At 41.9% G+C, this 20,533-nt stretch carries 14 protein-coding genes; 4 read left to right on the top strand and 10 right to left on the bottom strand.

The window, feature by feature from the left end; translation table 11 throughout:
* Positions 1-328: 328 nt before the first annotated feature.
* Positions 329-940, bottom strand: coding sequence for a glycosyltransferase (locus QWZ17_RS16040; protein ID WP_290306282.1), 612 nt, complete (start codon positions 938-940; stop codon positions 329-331).
* A 76-nt stretch (positions 941-1,016) separates the two neighbouring features.
* Here QWZ17_RS16040 and QWZ17_RS16045 point away from each other — a divergent pair, with 76 nt between their 5' ends.
* Genes QWZ17_RS16045 through QWZ17_RS16060 form a run of 4 tightly spaced genes read left to right on the top strand, consistent with a single transcriptional unit; the run spans position 1,017 to position 5,257 of the window.
* Positions 1,017-1,700 (top strand): glycosyltransferase, encoded by a 684-nt coding sequence (locus QWZ17_RS16045; RefSeq protein ID WP_290306283.1) that lies wholly within the window; start codon positions 1,017-1,019, stop codon positions 1,698-1,700.
* A complete protein-coding gene (gene xrtY, locus QWZ17_RS16050; RefSeq protein WP_290306284.1) occupies positions 1,697-3,115 on the top strand; it encodes an exosortase Y in 1,419 nt (472 codons plus the stop codon). The genes QWZ17_RS16045 and xrtY overlap by 4 nt, the downstream gene beginning before the upstream one ends.
* Positions 3,108-3,662 carry a WcaF family extracellular polysaccharide biosynthesis acetyltransferase gene (locus tag QWZ17_RS16055; RefSeq protein ID WP_290306285.1) on the top strand — a complete coding sequence of 185 codons (555 nt, stop codon included), beginning with the start codon at positions 3,108-3,110 and terminating at the stop codon, positions 3,660-3,662. Before xrtY ends, QWZ17_RS16055 begins: the two co-directional genes overlap by 8 nt.
* A 23-nt stretch (positions 3,663-3,685) precedes the next feature.
* Positions 3,686-5,257: a hypothetical protein gene (locus tag QWZ17_RS16060; RefSeq protein WP_290306286.1), complete on the top strand. Its 1,572-nt coding sequence runs from the start codon at positions 3,686-3,688 to the stop codon at positions 5,255-5,257.
* A gap of 223 nt (positions 5,258-5,480) precedes the next feature.
* On the opposite strand, the gene QWZ17_RS16065 is transcribed toward QWZ17_RS16060, so the two are convergent.
* The 9 genes from QWZ17_RS16065 to QWZ17_RS16105 all read right to left on the bottom strand — a co-directional run bounded on the left by QWZ17_RS16065 (position 5,481) and on the right by QWZ17_RS16105 (position 20,522).
* Positions 5,481-6,680 carry an acyltransferase family protein gene (locus tag QWZ17_RS16065; RefSeq protein WP_290306287.1) on the bottom strand — a complete coding sequence of 400 codons (1,200 nt, stop codon included), beginning with the start codon at positions 6,678-6,680 and terminating at the stop codon, positions 5,481-5,483.
* A 27-nt stretch (positions 6,681-6,707) separates the two neighbouring features.
* Positions 6,708-8,927 carry an alpha-N-acetylglucosaminidase gene (locus tag QWZ17_RS16070; protein ID WP_290306288.1) on the bottom strand — a complete coding sequence of 740 codons (2,220 nt, stop codon included), beginning with the start codon at positions 8,925-8,927 and terminating at the stop codon, positions 6,708-6,710.
* Between the two features lie 96 nt (positions 8,928-9,023).
* A complete protein-coding gene (locus QWZ17_RS16075) occupies positions 9,024-10,616 on the bottom strand; it encodes a RagB/SusD family nutrient uptake outer membrane protein (RefSeq protein WP_290306289.1) in 1,593 nt (530 codons plus the stop codon).
* Positions 10,617-10,637: 21 nt separating this feature from the next.
* Positions 10,638-13,907 (bottom strand): TonB-dependent receptor, encoded by a 3,270-nt coding sequence (locus QWZ17_RS16080; RefSeq protein WP_290306290.1) that lies wholly within the window; start codon positions 13,905-13,907, stop codon positions 10,638-10,640.
* A 260-nt stretch (positions 13,908-14,167) separates the two neighbouring features.
* The gene (locus tag QWZ17_RS16085; RefSeq protein WP_290306291.1) at positions 14,168-15,172 is read right to left on the bottom strand and encodes a FecR family protein; all 1,005 of its coding nucleotides are present in this window, start codon (positions 15,170-15,172) and stop codon (positions 14,168-14,170) included.
* Between the two features lie 463 nt (positions 15,173-15,635).
* Positions 15,636-16,223 carry an RNA polymerase sigma factor gene (locus tag QWZ17_RS16090; RefSeq protein WP_290306292.1) on the bottom strand — a complete coding sequence of 196 codons (588 nt, stop codon included), beginning with the start codon at positions 16,221-16,223 and terminating at the stop codon, positions 15,636-15,638.
* 484 nt (positions 16,224-16,707) lie between these two features.
* Positions 16,708-17,640 (bottom strand): alpha/beta fold hydrolase, encoded by a 933-nt coding sequence (locus QWZ17_RS16095; RefSeq protein ID WP_290306293.1) that lies wholly within the window; start codon positions 17,638-17,640, stop codon positions 16,708-16,710.
* Positions 17,641-17,685: 45 nt separating this feature from the next.
* On the bottom strand, positions 17,686-18,693 hold the full coding sequence (locus QWZ17_RS16100) for an MBL fold metallo-hydrolase (protein ID WP_290306294.1): 1,008 nt from the start codon (positions 18,691-18,693) through the stop codon (positions 17,686-17,688).
* A gap of 35 nt (positions 18,694-18,728) precedes the next feature.
* The gene (locus QWZ17_RS16105) at positions 18,729-20,522 is read right to left on the bottom strand and encodes an amidohydrolase (RefSeq protein WP_290306295.1); all 1,794 of its coding nucleotides are present in this window, start codon (positions 20,520-20,522) and stop codon (positions 18,729-18,731) included.
* Between the last annotated feature and the right edge of the window lie 11 nt (positions 20,523-20,533).

The raw sequence follows: 20,533 nt of genomic DNA on the forward strand, positions 1-20,533 counted from the left end.
AGTAAACAAAGGATCAGGGGTTTATTTAATATTTTACACATCATTAATAGGATAATTTATAGTTTATTGCTGCGTGATTCTTATCGGTAAACAAGTCCAAAATACAGCAAATACCGTATTTAAAATCCTTTAAACAAGATAAATAATCACCGAAATATCGGATTAAGGAAATACGATTAACGTTGTAACCCAAAATCGAAAAAACAACCGTGGTAATATTATCATAAAATTGACCGAATGTGGAAATGCAGGTATGTTAACAGGCAATTTTACTGATTCGCTTTTATTGCTGCAGATATATGAATTTACTTAGGGAGAAATTCCCATTCTATCTAAAAAATTGACGCACCTTACGCAAGGGTTTAAAAACCAATGCAAGTATTGGCATTTTAATACCATTAACACGCATCGCTTTTAAATCAAATCTCCATGCATTCAATCTATTTTTGAGACTTCGGTTGCTCACCCCTCCTGCAAGCATATTAACCAATACTTTATTAATATAAAAACTGCTTACGTGCTGCGCATACATGAACCTTAACAATAATTCATAGTCGGCAGCAGAACCATAATCCAATTTATAGAAACCAAATTTTTCAAATAGTTCAGTCCTGCAATAAAAAGTAGGATGCGGGGGCATAAAACCCCAATTAAAGGAATTTTTTCTACACTGATTTGACACCCACTTACGGCTAATATTCCCGCCTGGCTTTATAACATTTAAATTTCCGTAAATTATATCTGTCCCAGTTTGGGTAAAAGCCTGCGCTATTGCTTGTATTACATCGCTGTCAGCCAGTCTGTCATCAGCATTTAGTGTTCCTACAACCACTCCGGTCGCCAATTTTATACCTTTATTCTGGTGGAATTTAGTCTCGGTGTTATCCTGCTTTTTGGCCCTTACGCGTGGCGCGCGGGTTGTGGTATCTGCAAGGGGCACTTTAAGCCCCTATTCTTTTAAAAATAAGAACAGGCTGATTAAGGCTATTATTCATGTGTTATTAACTAAACCTTTATTGAAAAGATGCCATATCCATGCAACATCTGCCAGGGAAAATGAAGCCGTAAACAGTATCATAAATCCTAAAAGCACTACTACTATCCCCAATTTTGTAAAGCTGCCTACACATAAGCAACCCAAAGAAAATCTGTTTTCATTACCCATAAAACTAATCTTCTTTTCGAGGATCGAAGAAAAAAAGGGGCTAGATATTCTGCTGAACGCCCTTGCATTAGTGAGCACACCTTTTCACCTCACTGTAGCCGGCAACGGAAACGAAGAATATGTAGCAGGTTTGAAATTCCTGGCGAGTCAAAACAATATTGCCGAAAAAATAAGCTGGGCAGGGTTCATCAACGAAAATAAATTTGATGTTTTGCAACAGCACGATCTTTTTATATTACCATCATACGATGAAAACTTTGGTAACGCCGTGATTGAAAGTTTGGCAGTTGGCACACCCGTATTGATCAGCGAAGAAGTTGGCCTGGCAGATTACGTAAACCAGAATAAACTTGGCTGGCTTTGTAAAACAAACGCGGCATCTGTTGCCGCGATCATTGAAAAAATAATAAAACTGCCCCAGGAATTACAACGTATTAAACAGCAAGCTCCCGGCATTATTTATCATGACTTTAGTGACAATGCCCTGGTTGAAAAATATATAAGTTTGTACAATAACATAGCAAAGCTTCATTGACACCCGCATTTTCTTTCATTATACTTACTTATAACGAGCAGCAGCACCTGCCTCGTTTACTGGCATCCATTGATGGACTCAATGCACCGATATTTATTTTAGATTCGGGTAGCGAAGATGACACCATTGCGATAGCAGAAAATGCAGGTGCGGTAATATTACAGCATCCGTTTGAAAATCATCCCAAACAGTGGGATTTCGCACTCAAAAACTTCAACGTAAAAACACCCTGGGTGATTTGCCTTGATGCCGACCAGGAAGTTACGCCAGAGCTGAAAGAAAAACTGGAGGGTTTTAAGGATGAAGATTACCTTAATGTTGATGGTATATACTTTAACCGTAAAAATTTCTTCAAGGGTCATTGGATTAAACATGGTGGTTATTATCCTTTTTACCTGCTTAAAATGATCCGATACGGCTTGGGGCACTCAGATCTGAATGAAAATATGGATCATCGTTTCATTGTTCCCGGCAAAACCGAGATTTGGAAAGACGGGCATATCCTTGAAGAAAATTTAAAAGAAAATCAAATCAGCTTCTGGATAACTAAACACAACCGCTACAGCGATCTGTTGGCCCATGAAGAAGTTGAACGTATGCAACAATTACGCCAGCAAACCCTCCGGCCATCTTTATTTGGCTCACCGGATGAACGCACCGCCTGGCTAAAAAACTTATGGTGGCAACTGCCACGCTATGTAAGACCCCTTCTTTATTTTATTTACCGGATGATTTTTCAGCTGGGAATTTTAGAAGGCCGAACAGGTGTAATATTTCACTTTTTACAGGGGTTTTGGTTCCGGCTTATTGTAGATGTTAAAATTGACGAGATTTTGAAAGGCGAACAAAAAAAAGAGGACAAAAAACCGGCCGTTGTTTCTCCTTTCAAATTTGTATTTACTTTCCTGTTTTTGTTCCTGTTCTTTTATTATTTCAATATCGCTTTTTTTGGTATCACCAGTCCGGGCAAATTATATTTTCCATTTTTGGCCAATAATCTGAACTACATACAGGGTTTGCGTTGGATTTTGCTGAGCAGCAGCACGCAGGTGTTGGCATGGATGGGATTTACCGCCTTACACAACGGTACCGAACTGCTGGTAGTAGGCAAAGGCACTATCGTATTGATCTATTCCTGCCTGGGGCTTGGCTTGATGAGCTTTTTTAGCGCCTTTGTAATTGCATATCCTAAAAAATTAAAACAAAAATTTTTTTTCCTGATATCAGGAATATTAACTATCCAGGTATTAAACATCATACGCTTTGTGCTTTTAGCTTTATTCTGGACAAAAAAAGCCAGTCAGATTATTGATCATCACACCATTTTTAATATTATTTTATACGTTATCATTATGATAAGCTTATATTTTTGGGTAACCAACAACAGCCCTGCCCCCACTGATCAACATGCTTAAAACCAATTTATCAACTTATAATAATCATCCATTTCATCCCGGCGGCAGTGCATTTAAACGGCTGGCTTGGTTTTACATAAATGCCTTGTTTTTAAAAACAAGTCTGATCCCTGCAAGCGGTTTTAAGGTTTTTTTACTGCGGATGTTTGGTGCACGAATTGGCAAAAACGTAACTATTAAACCTTGTGTAAACATTAAATACCCTTGGTTTTTACAAATTGGCGATGAAACCTGGATTGGCGAAAACGTTTGGATTGATAGCCTGATAATGGTAAATATTGGCGCAAATGTTTGCGTATCGCAAGGTGCGGTGCTGCTTACGGGCAGCCATAACTATAAAAAATCATCATTTGATCTGATTACCCAAAGTGTTGTTTTGGAAGATGGTGTTTGGATCGGTGCCGGCGCAATAGTAAACCTGGGCGTTACAGCTGGCAGCCATTCTGTGCTTACGAGCGGTTCAATAGCCACTAAAAATTTGTTGTCATACAGTGTTTACCAGGGCAACCCTGCGGTTAAGATCCGCGAACGCGAAATCATTACCTAACCCCCCTTCTACCCTATACCTATATGCCTAAACAAAAACTACCAGCCGAAAAAATAATTTTATACGGCTTATACCTTGTGGTACTACTACTTGGAGCACTAATATTTATTGCACCTACAGGCATTTACCCCGATCCATCATGGGGTTACCAGGTGTTGCAAAAAATGCAGGCCGGCGGCGCGTTTAACATCGCGGTAAAACCTGATCAGGAAGATCTGAGTAAAAATTACAGTGAGTTTTTGTCATGGTGGTCGCCAGGTCAATATTTAATCCCGTATTTTTTCAAATCGTTTTTAGGTGTTAATACCGGGCAGGCATCGGCATTAACTACTACCCTATGTAGTTTATTGGGCATTGGCGGTTTATTTGCTTTTTTCAAAAAAGCTGGTTTCACACCCGTATTGGCATCCTTAAGCGTACTGATTATAGTTATTCAACAAGCTTTTTTTACCCCCTATGTATTTTATAACGGCGGCGAAGTTTTACTATTCGGCTTTGCCGGATGGTTCCTTTATGGTTGCCTCAGTATTGAAAAAACCGACTGGAAACTCTTACTTTTCATATTAGTTTCGGGCTGGATTGGCTTTTTCTGTAAATCGTCATTCCTGTGGGTGTACGGTGCCGGTTGCCTGTACCTGTGGATCAGTTTATCGCAAAAGCAATTAAAAGCCGCTGAGTGGATTAAAAATGGCATCTGGGTTGCAATCCCTGCCGCAGTATCTCTTGCTGTTGTATACTTCTTATACCTATCAAAAGGAGCAAATCCTGCCGCGCAAACAGCAGGCTTTGTGTTAAGCTGGCAATCACTGGCTTTTCCGATGGCATCGCCATTGCTGGCCGGGTTTTCGGTTGATGATATATTTCATGGCCTTATTTTTCACAGTAACGCTGCGATAGTGGGTTCGGCAACCGCGGCATTCATATTAATTCTATCAGCCATCTTGAGTGTGATACTGGTAGTACGAGTGATAAAACTCGCTCCTAACAAAAAATATGGGCTGTTGGTATTGGTATTTTATACAGCTTCGGCTATCTTTTTTGGCTACAGCTTTTTACATCAGGCCAGTATCTCTTATGAAGCAAGGCATTTCCGGATCATCGGCCTGCTGGTAACACCCGGTGTTGTTTACCTGGTAAGCCTTTGGAAACAGCCTTTCAGGGTGGCATTTGGCGTAATATGCCTTATAATAGCGGGTTTAAGTCTCAGGTATTTTGTGCCAAGCTATATTCATAATAAAAACATAAGCGCTAAAGGCGCATCAGGCCTTGCTCAAATGTTTATTGATCAGCCTTCGTTAGATGAGATCACCAAGCTGGATAAGCAAAACACCAATGCGCTCTTTGTGTTTATCAGCCCCGATCTTGGTTTGGAGATTAACCATAACCGCTACATCACCTTAGATCCTATTAGCGCCGACATCAAAATTGATTATGATGATTATGTACATTATGGCCATGCCGGCCCTATTTTTATTTTGCTGCCTGCAAGTTACATGGGACCAAAATCAAACATCATTCGTAAATGTTTCCCTGGCTACAAAGGCTTTCATATGGATATGCTGAGTGACCGATACGTTTTGTACTCGGCCAAATAGTTTGCTAAGTTTTCCTATTTTTATATGCTTGAATGGAACATCAGGACCAGCAAATAATCGCCAAGCCAAGACCTAAAGTCTGTAAAACTATGATCTTTCAAATCTAATTCAATCTATATTTAACCATTCTAAACTAAGGGAAAAAAGCTGCAAAAAACCATGGTTTCTGCAGCTTTTTTTGTAAACGATAAATCCCCCCTAAAATGCAGCCTAAGCCGCCACATTATATCTTCAAAAAAATCTTATTCCGATATAAAAAGTAAAGAAGGGCCAACTGCGTAATTACTATTGCAACCGCTTGCCATACCGCCTGCCAGCTTTGTGCTGTATATTGAATTAACCCGCCAAAGAAAAAGTTAGCCGTGTGATGAAAATCGACCATACCCTCGGATGCCAGGTAAATGAGGATAGAGTTTACACCGATAAGCACAAAGGGAAAAGCCCATTTACGATAACCGGCCACATCAATGATCATGTAAAAAACCGACATGAAAATCAGGCTCCATCCGCCTACAAATAATACAAAGGAGCTTGTCCACAAGCGTTTATTGATGGGGAAGGTTAAATTCCATAAGCCACCCGCGGCTATTAATATTATGCCGGCTACAAAAAGCGCGATACCCTTCTTCCACATGGGCCATTTAGCAGACTCAAACTTTAAAAACTGACCGGTAAATATTCCTAACATAGCTGTGCCTATGGCCGGGATGGTTGATAACACACCTTCGGGATCATGAATTTTATCGTGCAACCTGCCGGGCAGCAACAACCTGTCAATGTATGATTCCAGGCTACCGTTCATGGTTAAAACGCCTGCACCGTAACCCGGTACAGGGATCAGCATCATAGCCGCCCAATACCCCAGCAGCAAAACGGCAAACCAAATCAGTTGCTTTTTAACGTCGAAATTTAAATAGATCAATCCCGCGAAAAACCAGGCCAGGCCTATACGCCCCAACACGCTTGCAAAACGTGTTTGTTCATAACCGTTCCATTTAAAAAGACCGTTAACTACCAGGCCCAGAAAAAGCAGAATCACAGTTCGGCGAAGCATAGACAGGTATATCTTTCGTTTTTCTGAAGTTGGCAATAGGCTGGCGTCGCTTACGTTGGCTTTAATAACTTTATTGTGCATGGAGTACGGCATAGATACGCCCGCTATGAATAAAAAAAGCGGGAAGATCATATCATAAAAGGTAATACCATTCCAATCGGTATGGTGCAACTGGCCCGACATCCACAGCAAAACCGGCCAATTAGTTGCTTTGGCCAGGGCGTGTATTACGCCTTCGCCACTCATAATCCAAAACATATCAAAGCCACGCAGGGCATCTAATGACAATAAACGCGGCAACTTGACCGCAGTGCTATTTACATGCCCGGCGTTTATCGTAGGATCGGATATTAAGGGTTCTTTAGGCATTGAGTCGATAATTGAAAACTGAGGGAACTACAAATCTGCATTGATTTGGTCATGGTATTTTTTATAAAGCTGCTCAACAACCTGCACACTATTACCTTTAGCTACCAACGGAAACTGCTTTTGAGTATTAACCCATTGCCATTCCCATGCGCTGATGGATTTATCAAACGCGTCTGTATCTAAGGGCTTATCCTCTTTTAATGATGCTTTTGCCAACGCAAAAAACTTTTGCCAGCGCACTTTATAGAAATCATTTAACAAACCGCTCCATTGCCTGCATGAATATTCGTGAAGCGGGCTTTTTTCATCGCCCCAAAGCGTTATCAAATTGCGGGCGTTACGTTCATACAAGGCTTTTTCGGCAGCTGTGGTACCACAATTGCGGGCATCTGCCAGCCAAGGGCCTAATAAAAAATCTTTACGGGTGGCTAAAAGAGTATCCATATCACTTATAATGGCTATGTACTGCTCTGTATATTTATTAAAATCAGCGGTATTTTTATCCTGGTAAGCCTTTGCCCATTTTATTTGCAATGGTCGCTCGTAATTGGCCAGTATTTGCCGGGTAATATCAACCAGGTCATACCTAAAGCCATCGCTTTTGCTGCATGTGGGTATTGCCTTTACCATTTCATCCCAGGCGGGCATCAGATCAGGACGCGCGTAATTTAGTTTTGTACGTGTCCATACCGCGGCCGAATCAAAAGTTGGTCTGCCTGTTATGATTGATTCCGATGCATCGCGGATATCTTTACCATTATAAACCGTTTTCTTTAATACCTGCCATGCATTAAGGGTGTGCGCGTTTACGTTGCCATAACGGTTTAAAATATAACTTTGCAGCCAGTTATCAACGTTGATGGGGGCGCTTTGCCAGGTATTACTGGTCATCAATTCATATAATACCGGGTTTTGTTCAATACCCTCCATAGTAAGGCCAATCCCTTCCAATTTGCCAGAGGCCGAATCTTTAAGGGCGAGTGCCGGACCTTTGGCCACCTCCTCTATCCGGCCAAATAAACCAATATTACCGCCAAAATTGTGCAGCATGTTCCATATCCATGGTTTACCGTAATAAGCTTCCGTACGTTTCCAAACAGGTTCAATTTCGGTAGCCAGGTCAAGCATAATCATGTGATCGTTTGGTACCGATTCAAGCAGCGCTTTTATCTGCGGTGTTTTCCAAAATTTTCTGTCGCTGTAAAAAAGCCAGCCCTGCATCACCCATACCGCTTTCGGATCGGCTTTACTCATGGCCTGGTATACCCTCGAACTTAATGCCGATAAATATGCAGGATCATCGGTAGGTGGTTCATTTTCATTGAAGGTGTCGGCCGAGTATAAATGATCGGTACCGTACAAACGGGTTTGAACCTCCAAGAACTTGCGCCCAATTTGTTCAAACATCGGATCTTCGGTATCCAGTATAAAGGTGTCACCAAAACCATTATTCCAATTTGTTTTTTTGAGCTTTGATTTAGGGAAACGGGTACTGAACGATGCCGGCACATGCCCGGTAAATGACTGTAAAACAGGTTTCATCCCCAGGGCCCTTTCGCGCTGTAAAATCTTTTGCTGCAAATCGCGGTGACTTGTCATCCAACTCACAGGAAGCGGCCCGCCCCAGCCATCCAGGTTGCCCATCCAAAACCATGAAAAATAAGCCGGACCACAGAAAAAGTTTTTCAAATCGCCATCGGTAAAACCCAAGCTTTTATAAACCTCATACCAGGTATACTCCTGCCCGGTTAAGGCAAGTGGCATATCAATACCATGCAGGGCCATCCAATCAATCTCTTTTTCCCAGCGTTTCCAGTCCCACCAGCTCATGCTGTAGTTATAGGTACAATAGTTAAGGTAATACCGGTACTGGTAAGGTGTATATTTACGGATTTTTATTTTTACAGCTGGCAATTGCAGCGGCAAATTTAAATTGGTTCCGTTCCAGGTTACCTGGCAGTGGCAATACACGGTTAAATAATGATATAATGCCGAAGCTATTGCTACGCCGTTGTTGCCCCGTAATACAATCTTATTTTTAACGCTTTGTATTTCAAAAACATCTTTACCATTAACGGCTGCTATTTCCTCAACCTTAAACCGCGATGCAGCCTTGGGTATTACCCGTGAAATTAGCCCATAAGATTCAGCTTGATTTACCTGGGCCGATGCTTTTAAGGTAATTAATAAACCAGAAAGAATAACTACAATAAATAGTTTACTAAACAGGCTGTATTGGTGTTTCATTATTTGAGCGGATAAACGGAAAAAACAAAGCTACAGAAAACAAAAAATGAATACAGGCATGCAAATTACAGCCTGTATTCATTACATTAAAGTTAATTAATATCCAGGGTTTTGTACCAGTTTTGGATTTAACTGCATTTCGGGCCTTGGTATAGGGAAAATACGTTTATTGGGATTTGCGTCTGTTTTGATACCCCATGGTTTTTCAAACTGACCAAAGCGGATTAAATCGTTACGGCGCCACATTTCCATCGACAACTCACGCCCGCGCTCGTCTAATATATCCTGCAAGGTTACAGCTGCCATTGCCGATGCCTTAGCACGTGACCTTACCTGGTTAACCAATGACAAAGGCGAATCGCCGTTAGTGGCGGTTGCTCCGCGTAAAATAGCTTCTGCTTTTTCTAACAAAATATCGGCATACCTAAACATAGGCACATCGTTACCCTGGTTACGATCTGTGTTTAAGCTATCCGGGTAAAACTTGTTGTTCCTGTAACCTTCTTCGTTCGCCAATTCATCATTGCCAATATCAAAAGTTGCATTGTTTTTCCAAATGATATCAGGTGTAAACTCCAGCTGATGTACTACTACTCCGTTAGGATCGGGGCCGCTATAGCTGGCATCTAACCCTATATTGGTAGTGGTAATGTTTATTGGTGTACCGTCATTGTTATATTGCTTACCAACTAAATATTGCTTTTTCCTGATATCGTTAGCATCGTTAAACAGAGCGTAGTAGTCTTTGTAAGTATACACGGGACCATCCGGCGTATAGGGCATCTTGTATTTATTCTTCAAATTTGGGTTAAGCGTCCAACGGGCGTAGTATTGCCCCTGCGCCTGCACCCCATCATACGGAATAGCGAAAATAAAATCCTTTATGCCAGGGCCGTTATTTGGTTTAAACATGCCTAAATAATCGGCATCCAAAGCGTATTGGCCTGTTTTGATAACATTATCGCACATGGTAACCGCATCCTGATATCTTGGTGTGCCGATGTAGTACTGGGCGTTAAGGTACATTTTTGCAAGTATGGCGTAAGCTAAACCTTTGGTTGGCCTGCCATAAGTGGTAACCCCGGCAGTGCCGCTCAGGTCTGGGATTTGCGCCAGTAATTCGCTTTCAATAAAAGCAAATACGGTAGCCCTTGACTGGGTGCCCAAATTGGTAGTATCACCAAAAGTTTTGCTGATGGGCACGTTACCAAACAAATCCATTAAATAAAAGTACGATAAGGCCCGCATGGTTTTAATTTCGGCAACGGTTTGCTTTTTTGCGTCACTTGCAGGTGTAGCGTCAAATAACGATAATACCTGGTTACACAAGCTTATGGTACCATAGCCACCGCTCCAGCATGTTTCTGTCATGCCATTATCAGGTGTTACAGTATGCAGGTTCACGGTTGAATAGGTACCACCGTCAAGCCAGTTGCCGCCGCGCGCAACCAGTACACATTCATCGGTACTTAAGTTTTGAAGCAGCCAATACTGCCTCCCGGGCGCAGCACGAAACGAAGTATAAATAGGCCCTGTAGCCGCCACGTACTGAGCGGGTGTAGTTGGAAAGTTAGCCGGTGTAAGCGCCGACTTTGGGGTAATATCCAATTTGGTGCAGCCAGATAAATAAATTGCCCCGGCAATCATGGCAACAAGGCCAGGTTTTATATATTTTTTTAAGTTATTCATGTCAGTTAGGTTAATGGTTTATTATAAATCAACTTGTACACCTGCAAGGAAGCTCCTTGTTTTTGGATAAAAATTATTACTATCCACACCAATAAACTGGCCGCTTGCCTGGTTGTCAATATTCAGGTTCAACTCCGGATCTACTCCTTTGTATTTGGTAATGATAAATAAGTTGGTACCTGTAACATATAAACGGATGCCATGTACGTAATTACCTGGAACTGTTATTTTGTATGACAGCGTTGCGTTACTTAACCTGATAAACGCGCCGCTTTCCAAATAGCGGGTTGAATATAAATTGGCATTAACATCATTACCCGGCTCGCTTAACGTTAACGTTGGTACGCCATGTGCCGAAGCCTGGGTTGGCTGGTTAAAACTGGCCAGCGACGCGTTCATGATTTTATTGCCGCCCTGCCCCCTGAAAAAGAAATTAAGGCTGAACTTTTTGTACGTAAAATCGTTACCAAAACCAAACGTGTAGGTTGGCTGCGCGTTACCGGCATAAGTTTGATCGGCGCTGGTTGGTGTAGTGGTTGGTTGACCATTGGCGCCTAAAAAGGTAGATACGCCATTGGTACGGCCCAGGTATTTAAGGGTATAAAACTCGCCCAACGGATAACCAGCTTCAATGATAGAAACATTTATACCGCTTTGCCCCGGCCCTTCAGGATCGCCTACGTATATTTTAGAAAGATTTGGCGCAAGCGAGGTTATCTTGTTTTTGTTAAACGAGATATTGCCGTAGCTGCTCCACGTAAAATCGCCTGTTTTTATAGGCGTTCCGTTAAGGGCAATCTCCACACCTTTATTGGTCATGCTACCCACGTTTTCAACTTTGGTGGATACGAAGTTGTTGATCAATGATACTGGTACGGTGGTGATCATATCGGTTGTTTTTTTATTGTAGATATCAACCGAACCACCTAAACGGCCTTTAAACAAGGAGAAATCAACACCACCATTCAGGGTGCCGGTACTTTCCCACTTCAAATCAGGGTTTGGATTTTGGGTTACCCCAATAGCGCCTATATAAGCGCCGTTATAATAAAAACTGCCTGTGGTGCCGTAAAGGGTTATAGGCGTATATGGAGAGAAGCCCAGCGAGTTACCAGTTTTACCATAACCAACGCGCACTTTTAAATCATCAAATAAATTTTGCGATTTCATAAAGTCCTCATCGATAATACGCCAGGCGGCAGAGGCGGCTGGGAAATATCCCCAACGTTTATTGGTACCGAAAGCGTTTGAACCATCGCGGCGTAAAGATGCCTGCAACAGGTATTTGCCTTTGTAGCTATAATTAAGGCGCGAGTAAAAAGATATTAAGCGCAAAGTTTCTACGTTAACGCTGCCATAATCAACCCTGTAACCCGCCGCCGGCGTTCCTAAAGCCAGGTTGCTTGAACCCGTGGCATCAGATATAAAGTTTTGATTGGTTGACTGGAAACCGTCGCCTGTAGTGGTTTGATCTATAGAATAACCAAACAGGGCTTTAAAATCATGCTCGTTATTCCAGTTATGACTATAAGTTAAATAGTTTTCAAAAAGCTTTTTGGTATCCTGGTAAGTTGAGCGTACGGCCTTACCACCTAACCCTGGGGCAAGTTCTGATGCCGAGTTGTAATAGGTATTATTATCGGTATTGGTTGTTTGATAAGCAACGTTGAAGTTATAAAGCAGGCCGGCAGGTAAAATCAATTCGCCACGAACATTGCCCAGCAACAGGTTAATTTTTTGCTTGTAAGTATCATTGGTAATTAAACCAACCGGGTTGTAACCCAATTTTAAAGTAGGATCATTATAAAAAGTACCATCAGCATTATAAATGGTGCGTGTAGGCAAATATTGTACAATAGATTTGAACAACCCGGGACTTTGACCGTTTGCGCTTGAAAGCGGAATATCGTTAACCAACAGGTTTGAGTTTGTTACCGAGTTGTTAATAGAGAAATCGAGCTTCAGTTTATCATTAAGTGCTTTTTGAGTGACGTTAAGACGACCGATCACACGTTTTAAGCCGCTACTTTTTACTATCCCCTGGTTATCAAGGTAGTTTAAGCTACCGCTGTAAGTGGTTTTATCGGTACCGCCGCCAAAAGAAAGGTTATGATTTTGGGATACGCCTGTACCGCGTTCAACCGCTTTTTGCCAATCGGTATTGCCTCCGTTGTCATTTGCCGGTGTAAAGCTCTGCCCGTTGGCTTTAACATAAGCTCTAAGCTGATCGGCACTGGCAACCTGGAATTGGTTTGATACTTTTTCTATTGACGCGTAACCATTATAAGTCATCCGCATTTGGCCCGCTTTAGATTTTTTTGTGGTAACGATAATAACGCCGTTGGTGGCCCTGGTACCATAAATGGCCGCTGCTGACGCATCTTTCAATACATCGATAGAAGCGATATCTGATGGAGCGATCAGGTTAAAATCGGCCCCTGGCACGCCATCAATTACATAAAACGGTACGGATGCCGCGCCAGCCCTTATTGATGATGGCCCACGAAGTGTCACAGAAGCCTTACCGTTGGGGTTACCATCGTTGGTGATATTTAAACCGGCAACTTTACCTTCCAACAAATCAGCGGGTGTGGATACAACACCGGCATTAAATTGTTCGGCTTTAACGGTAGCGATAGCGCTGGTCAATTGTTTCTTGGTAGTGGTACCATAACCTACAACTACCACAGCCGATAACGAATTGGCAGATGGCTGTAAAGTAACTTTCAATACAGTTTGTGAACCTACGGTGATAGTCTGGCTATCAAAACCAATGTATGAAAACCTTATCTGGGCTTTTTCATTGGCAACCTGTAACCTAAACTTTCCGTCAACATCTGTTAAAGCGCCGGCTGTAAGCCCCACAATTTTTACCGAAACGCCAACCAAGGGTAAACCTTTATCGTCAACAACAGTACCGGTAACAATAATGGCCGGCACTGGGGTTTCTTTTATCTCAACCGGCGGTTTTGGGGCGGGCTTTACTAATAAACTCCCCTCAATTTCGGTATAAGTGTATTGGTTGCTTAATAATACCTTTTTCAAAACATCTTCCAGCTTTTCGTTTTTGGCTGTTAGTGTTATTTTAAGGTTATTATCAACATTGTTGCCCGTGTACATGATCCGTACGCCTGTGTTTTCAGAGATGCGCTCAAGAGCGTCAAACAAGGGTATTTTATTCAGTTTTATATTAACAGTTTTGTCAAGTACGCTTTGCCCGTATGAGTTTCCGGCCATGGCTATGGACGAGAGAGAACAGACTACCAGTAAAATAATCGCATTAATTTTCATAACATATGTTACGGCTCGAAAGAATCTTTCAAGTATAGTTTTTTTCATATTTTTGCTATATTAAGGTGTAAAAGGTCATTTGGAACATGCTCTGGTTCGTGAGGCCTCCTGCATAATCCATCAATTAAATCTTTTCATTTTATTTTCCTCCACTAATGGCCCCGCCATTTTGGAGGATTTATTTTTCCGTTTTCGCTTAAATCATATGGGCTTTAATTTAGGTTGCGTGTTATATTGGTTTCTTTTATAATTGGTGTTACTTAGTTACAGCCTTTACCTTTAAAGGTGTAGGCATTGCCAGCTTTCTCGGCACGCGCGTTAATAAGCGCTCCCATTAACTTTAATACTTTTTGCAATGGCAGGTTCTTAAAATCGGCGTATATGGTACAATTCAACAGGTTCTTATCGGCTTTAATACTTACGTTGTACTTACGCTGCACATCAGCTATTACCTCTGTAAGCGGGGTATTATGGTAGCGCATATTGCCCTGGTACCAATCGGCTAAAGCAGCGGCATCTTCCAGTTTTTCACTAACCAGGGTTTCTTTGGCTTTGGTGTATACAGCCTGGGTATTGGGCAACAGCAAAACGGGCGCTTGCTTTAAGGCATTTCCCTTTGTAGCAACAGCTACTTTACCAGTTATTACAGCCACTTTAATGGTGTTGTCATCCTTGTAGGCTTTGATATTAAAGCTGGTGCCCAAAACAGATGTATTTAACTTATCCGTATGGATAATAAAGTGCCTTGTACTATCGTGCATTACTTTGAAATACGCCTCGCCTATGAGCTTAACTTCCCTGACACCCCCTTTAAATTTATCCGGATAGTTTAATCGGCTATCAGCATTGAGCCATACTTCGGTACCATCTGATAGTTTTATCATTTTCACCTCGCCCCTGGTCGTTACCGTTTCCTGGTACTTAACAGGATTTATCCAGTTATCCAATTGGTTTTTATACAAATAAGCGGCAACAAAAACTGCTGAAACCGAAGCGGCCATGGCAATTTTAATGATCAGGCTTTTAACGGGGTTGATCTTCTTTGGGGGTAAAATACTTTGGTGGATGTTGTGGAGTATGCTGTTGGATACATTTGGATCAAGCTGAATTTTTTCTTCCAGCACATTTTTATTAAAACCTTCCAACGATATCAGGTATAGCTCCGAGATATCACCTTTAATATACTCTGCAAGCCACTCCCGTTCTTCGGGAGTTAACTTATCTGCCTGGTAAAGCCGCTCTAATTTTTTAATTGTTGTTTCCACACCAATAGCCCTTTTTGCTAAATACGCAGGTGCATAAAAAACGGGGGGATAGGATTTGAGATTTTTTTAATATTTTTTTGCGATGGTATAAAACAGTCAAATAATAAAAGGTCTTTAACGCTTAAAAACAAGAAAACAGATTGTTATTGCCTTTGGTAAGATTCCCGATATCTGAAGGACGGTATGATGTGAACAAGGCGCAGACGACTCACCCCGACGAGGCTACGCCCGTCTCCCCCTCTCTCCGACTGCGTCGCATAGAGGGGTAAGAAGTTTCTATTTNGTAACGAATATTCCATAAATAGAAGGATTAGCGAAGGAATGGCGATTTTTTTGACGATAATATTTTTCCAGAACGGATTTTAAACATCTTGTCACAATCATTAATAGTAAAGGCCCTACAATTTTATATTTAACGTATTGGTTAGGTTTCTATTTAAAGCAACAAGTACAACTCGCCCCATTAACTACACCAATAACAAAAAACTATAACACTCACCGCTTTTAAGCCAACCGGATTGCTATTGATGTGACTTTTAACAGAGGTAACCGCGTTTCCCAGATATTCTTTTACGGTATGTTTTGAAAGGTTTAGCTTTTCTGCCGCTTCTTCGTAGGTTTTACCCTCCAGCTTGCAAAGTGTAAATACTTTTTTCTTTTGGGGCGAAAGCTGATTGATGGCCTCGTAAAGTAAATAATACTGGTCATCAATTAACTGGATACTTTCAATGTCGGGTTCGGCTTCATCAAAAGGGATGGTATTTACAATGGTGGTTTCTTTAAGCTTACGGCGCAAATACGATATAGATCTGTTAAAACTCAATACAAACAGCCAGCCGCTTAACGATTTATCCGGATTAATTTCCATCCGTTTTTCCCATAGCGCGATAAAAATATCCTGCATAATATCCTGCGAAACATCTTCATCCTTGGTAAACTTGTAAATATTGCGATAAATGGCATGGTGATATTTATGATAAATAGCATCAAATGCTGTTACATCACCGCTATATAAACGATACACCCAACCTTTATCTTCTTCTAAATTCATACAACTTTAACAGGTAATATTCATAAAATACTCCATTTTAAAAAATTGTGGCTGTTCAACTTTTCGCCGTCAACTCAAAAACGCTTTATCCACAACCCTTTAACAGGGCTACCGGGTAAAAATTTACAATCCCGTTTTTAAATACTTAAAACCGGAATTTTTCATGATTGAGTCAACTTTAACCAATCAAACAATTAACTTTTATAACTGGCAGGCTTAATTGCAACGCTGGTATTTTGATATCATACACCTTTGTTAATTTAAAAATCACAAAAAATTAATCTGAATTTGTTATGATCGCTAAATTTATTTACGCAAACGTTTACGTAAAACGTTAAACCAATGTGTGTTTTTACCACACTTAAAAAACAATGCTTAAACAGTAATTTTTAAAAAGCTAAATATCGCCTTTGCTATCAATAAAAAAAGCACCCTGCTCAATTAAACAGGATGCTTTTATAAAAATATTAAACTGCGTTTTTTATTACTTCAAAAAGAAATCGAGCAAATCTTTTTGTACCTGCGCGGTTTGCTCCTGCACCACCCAATGACCCGAATCTTTAATGATAGATTCCTGTACATTGGTAGCCACCAGTTTACAATGGGCTGCCAGGAATGATGCTGCAAAATGATCAGACCCCATAGCCAACAACGGCATTGGAAGTTTTTTCTTCGCAAACTCAACATTATCTTTGGCATCCTGGTTAAACTGGCCAAACCAATGGAACGCGCCGGTTGTGGCGCCGGGAACAGAATAGGCCCTTATAAATTCATTTCTCTCGGCAACGGTAAACGCGTTTTTCTGGAAACCTACCGTTGGCCAAAAATCCGTAAAGAACAAACCAACTTTGCCCGAAACGATCTCGCCAGAATGTGGCTGACCAAAAAAGCCAAACCACCATGCTTGCGCTTTAACCTGGCTCCAAACCGGTTCAATACCAGGTAAAAGAGCGTCCATTAAAGCCAGCTTTTTAACATCGCCCGGAAATTGGGCCGCATAGGCATAAGCCACCATCAAACCAATATCATGCCCAGCTAAATTGATATGCTGATAGCCGAGGCTTTTCATCAATTCATGCATATCCACGGCCATATTTTTTTTATCGTAACCACCAGCTGGTTTGCCCGACTCACCCACGCCGCGCATATCCGGCGCTATTACGGTAAAATGTTTAGATAATTCGGGCAGTAAACGGTTCCACATATACCAGTTTTGGCCAAAGCCATGTACCAATAATAAGGGTTCGCCTTTGCCGCCAATTACGTAGTGAATTTTTACGCCGTTAACTGTTGCATACAGGCTTTTAAAATTTGAAGGAGGCGTTGCTGGTTTGATAGTTGCACTTACAGATGTTGCAGTAAAAATCGCTAATAATAACACCATAGTTAGGTGTTTAATCTTTGTTATTGTTTTCATGATTTGTGTGTTTTATTGTTGTGTTATTGATGTGTTATTGATGTGTTATTTTTTCTTGTTATCGCTGATATCTTTATAGGCGTTGGGCAGGTTAAAATTGTAATGCAGCCAGTTAAACAGTACGTAGCCCTTATCGTAATCTTTCATGGTTACGGTTTCTTTGGTTTGCGCCAGGGTTAGGCCTTTATCAACGGCGGCCTCTACCTCTTTTTTAAGCTCCTCTACATAATCTATAGTGTATTTGATGCCTGCTTTGTTGGTAATGCGGCCATGGCCCGGTATTACGATGGCATCATCGGGTAAAAAATCGTACATCCGTTTAAGGTTGGCTGTGGGCTCAAGAAAAAAGCCGTCAAATAACCATGGTATGGCAGGGCTTTCGGCAATAAAAGGATTTCCTGCCCAAAATTTTTTTTGATTGGGCATCCATACAAACAAATCGGCCGGAGATTGCGCTGTGCCTACGTTTAACAGCTCCACTATTTTGCCACCACCTAAATCAAGCTTCAGATTGCTGTTTTTGGGGATCACCAGGTCTGCCGGTCTGAAAACCGAGCTTTCAATGCCGCGCCCGGTGCCAAATAAAGTGGTCATGAAATCTTTAATACCATCATACTGTGCCGAAAGCCTTTGCTTTGCAAACTCATTTTGGATAATGATAGTTGCGGGCGGCAACAGGTAGTTGCTGAAGCAATGATCTCCGTGATCGCTGGTATTCACAGCAAAAATAATGGGCTTATCTGTTACCGACTTAATAAGCGCCACTTCCTGATCATAAAGGCGTTTACTCATCATTACTTCAATAAGTAAAACACCTTTATCGCCCACTATAAACCCACCTGTTGTAGCTTGGGGGATACCTTTACTTGTTTCGGTTTCGGCAGTGGTTGGGATAATGGCGTAAATATTATCGCCTATTTTATGCAGCCCCAGCGTTACTTTATTTGCATCCCAGATGGGCACTACTGGCGGCAGCGGCATTTGCGCAAAGGCAATTTGGCTTAGGCATAGCAGTATGCCGGCTATAGCCATTTTTAAGTTTAACTTTTTCATTGTATTGGTTTTAAAGTTGAATGTTGACCTGATGATTATTTTTGATAGCCGCCAAAGTATTTTACCGGCGACCAGGCAGGTATCACTTCGGGCATCGCGGGGCTTTCACCGGCGTATTTACCAGCCGCGTATACTATTTTCCCGTTAACCACTGTCATTAAGGATGTGATGTGTTTTACATCGTCGGGATTGACGGTGAAGTAATCGTTTGATAGGATAACCATATCGGCATACATACCTTTAACCAGTTTACCTTTAACATCCTGCTCACCAGAAAACCAGGCGCTGCCATTGGTATATAATTTTAGCGCGGTAAACTTATCCAGCACCTGGTCTTGCGGCCAAAACTGCATCCCTCCTATGGTTTTGCCGGTTAACAGCCAGTGAAGCGCCATCCAGGGGTTGTAAGTTGAAATGCGGGGTGCATCGGTACCCATGCCTACGGGGATACCCATAGCCAGCATCTTTTTAATAGGAGGAAGCTGGGTTGTGGGCTGACCATACATTTTGGTATAAAGTTCGCCCTGGTAATACATCCTGAACTGTACCGCTATGCCGCCGCCAAGCGCTTTAACACGAGCCAGTTCCGGATCGGTGATGGTTTCGGCGTGGTCAAAAAACCATCGCAAGCCGTTAAAGGGCATATCCTTGTTAACTTTTTCAAACACGTTGAGCATCCTGTCGATAGATTCGCCATAGGTAGCATGCAAACGGAATGGCCAGCGGTTTTTCACCAACAACCTGATCACCGGTTCCAGGTCTGTCTCCATTTCGGGCGATAGCACAATCCTTGGTTCCAGGAAATTTTCAAAATCAGCACCAGATGCTATCAGGTTTTCGCCCGCGCCTTCCATATTATAACCGTTGGCCATCAGCAAATGGTCGTTTTTATTAGGATAGGTTTGGCCTATCCATTTTTCATAATCGGCAAACTCTTTTCCTTTTTGCTGGGCAAATAAATAATACGCGGCACGTACGGTTAACTTACCGCTTTTGGCCAATGCTAATGAGGCCTGGTAATCAGCATCGTAATTTTGCGATCCACCGGCGGCATCAACCACACTGGTAATACCAAAGCTGTTGATCGCCCTGTAAAAATATTCCGAACTGTTGATCCTTTCTTCGGGAGTAAGCGTGCCTGTAAGCGCCAGCGTGCGGTAAATGGCCATGGGCGTTTCTTTGGCATATAGCAAACCCGTTGGTTTACCATCGCTATCCAGTTCTACCAGGCTGCCCGGGTAGTTGGTATTTTTATCGTACCCAAGTACTTCTATCCCCTTTTTATTAAGGAAAGCTTTACCGTACAGGTAGGTAATAAATACAGGTTTATCTGGTACGGCTGCGTTGATCTCGTCAATAGTGGGTTGCCTTTTTTCTTCAAACTGAAACTCGTTCCAGCCGCCTACTACTTTAACCCAGGCACCGGGCGGCGTACGCGCGGCCTGCTCTTTTAACATTTCCATAGCGCGTTTAAGCGTTTTCACACCATCCCAGCGCAACTCCATATTAAAATTAAGCCCTTCCCTAATGGCGTGCATATGGCTGTCATTTAAGCCGGGAACTACCGTTTTCCCATCGGCATCAACTAATTTGGTTGTGGCATTTTTATAGTTGTTTAAAATTTCCTGCGAATTACCTGTAGCCAGGATCAGCCCGTTTTGCATGGCTATGGCCTGTTTAAATTCGCCGGGCTTTGCCATGGTGGCAACTTTGGCGTTGTAAATAATCAGATCGGCCTTTTGCTGGGCAAATACTGCGGCCGGTAAAAACAGTAGTAGCAGCAAAGTTTTTTTAAGCAGTTGTACTGCCATAAGGGGTAAAGTTTTCATTGGTTTTATAG

It is taken from the genome of Mucilaginibacter flavus (genome assembly GCF_030409315.1).
In the GTDB taxonomy this organism is placed as follows: Bacteria; Bacteroidota; Bacteroidia; order Sphingobacteriales; family Sphingobacteriaceae; genus Mucilaginibacter; species Mucilaginibacter flavus.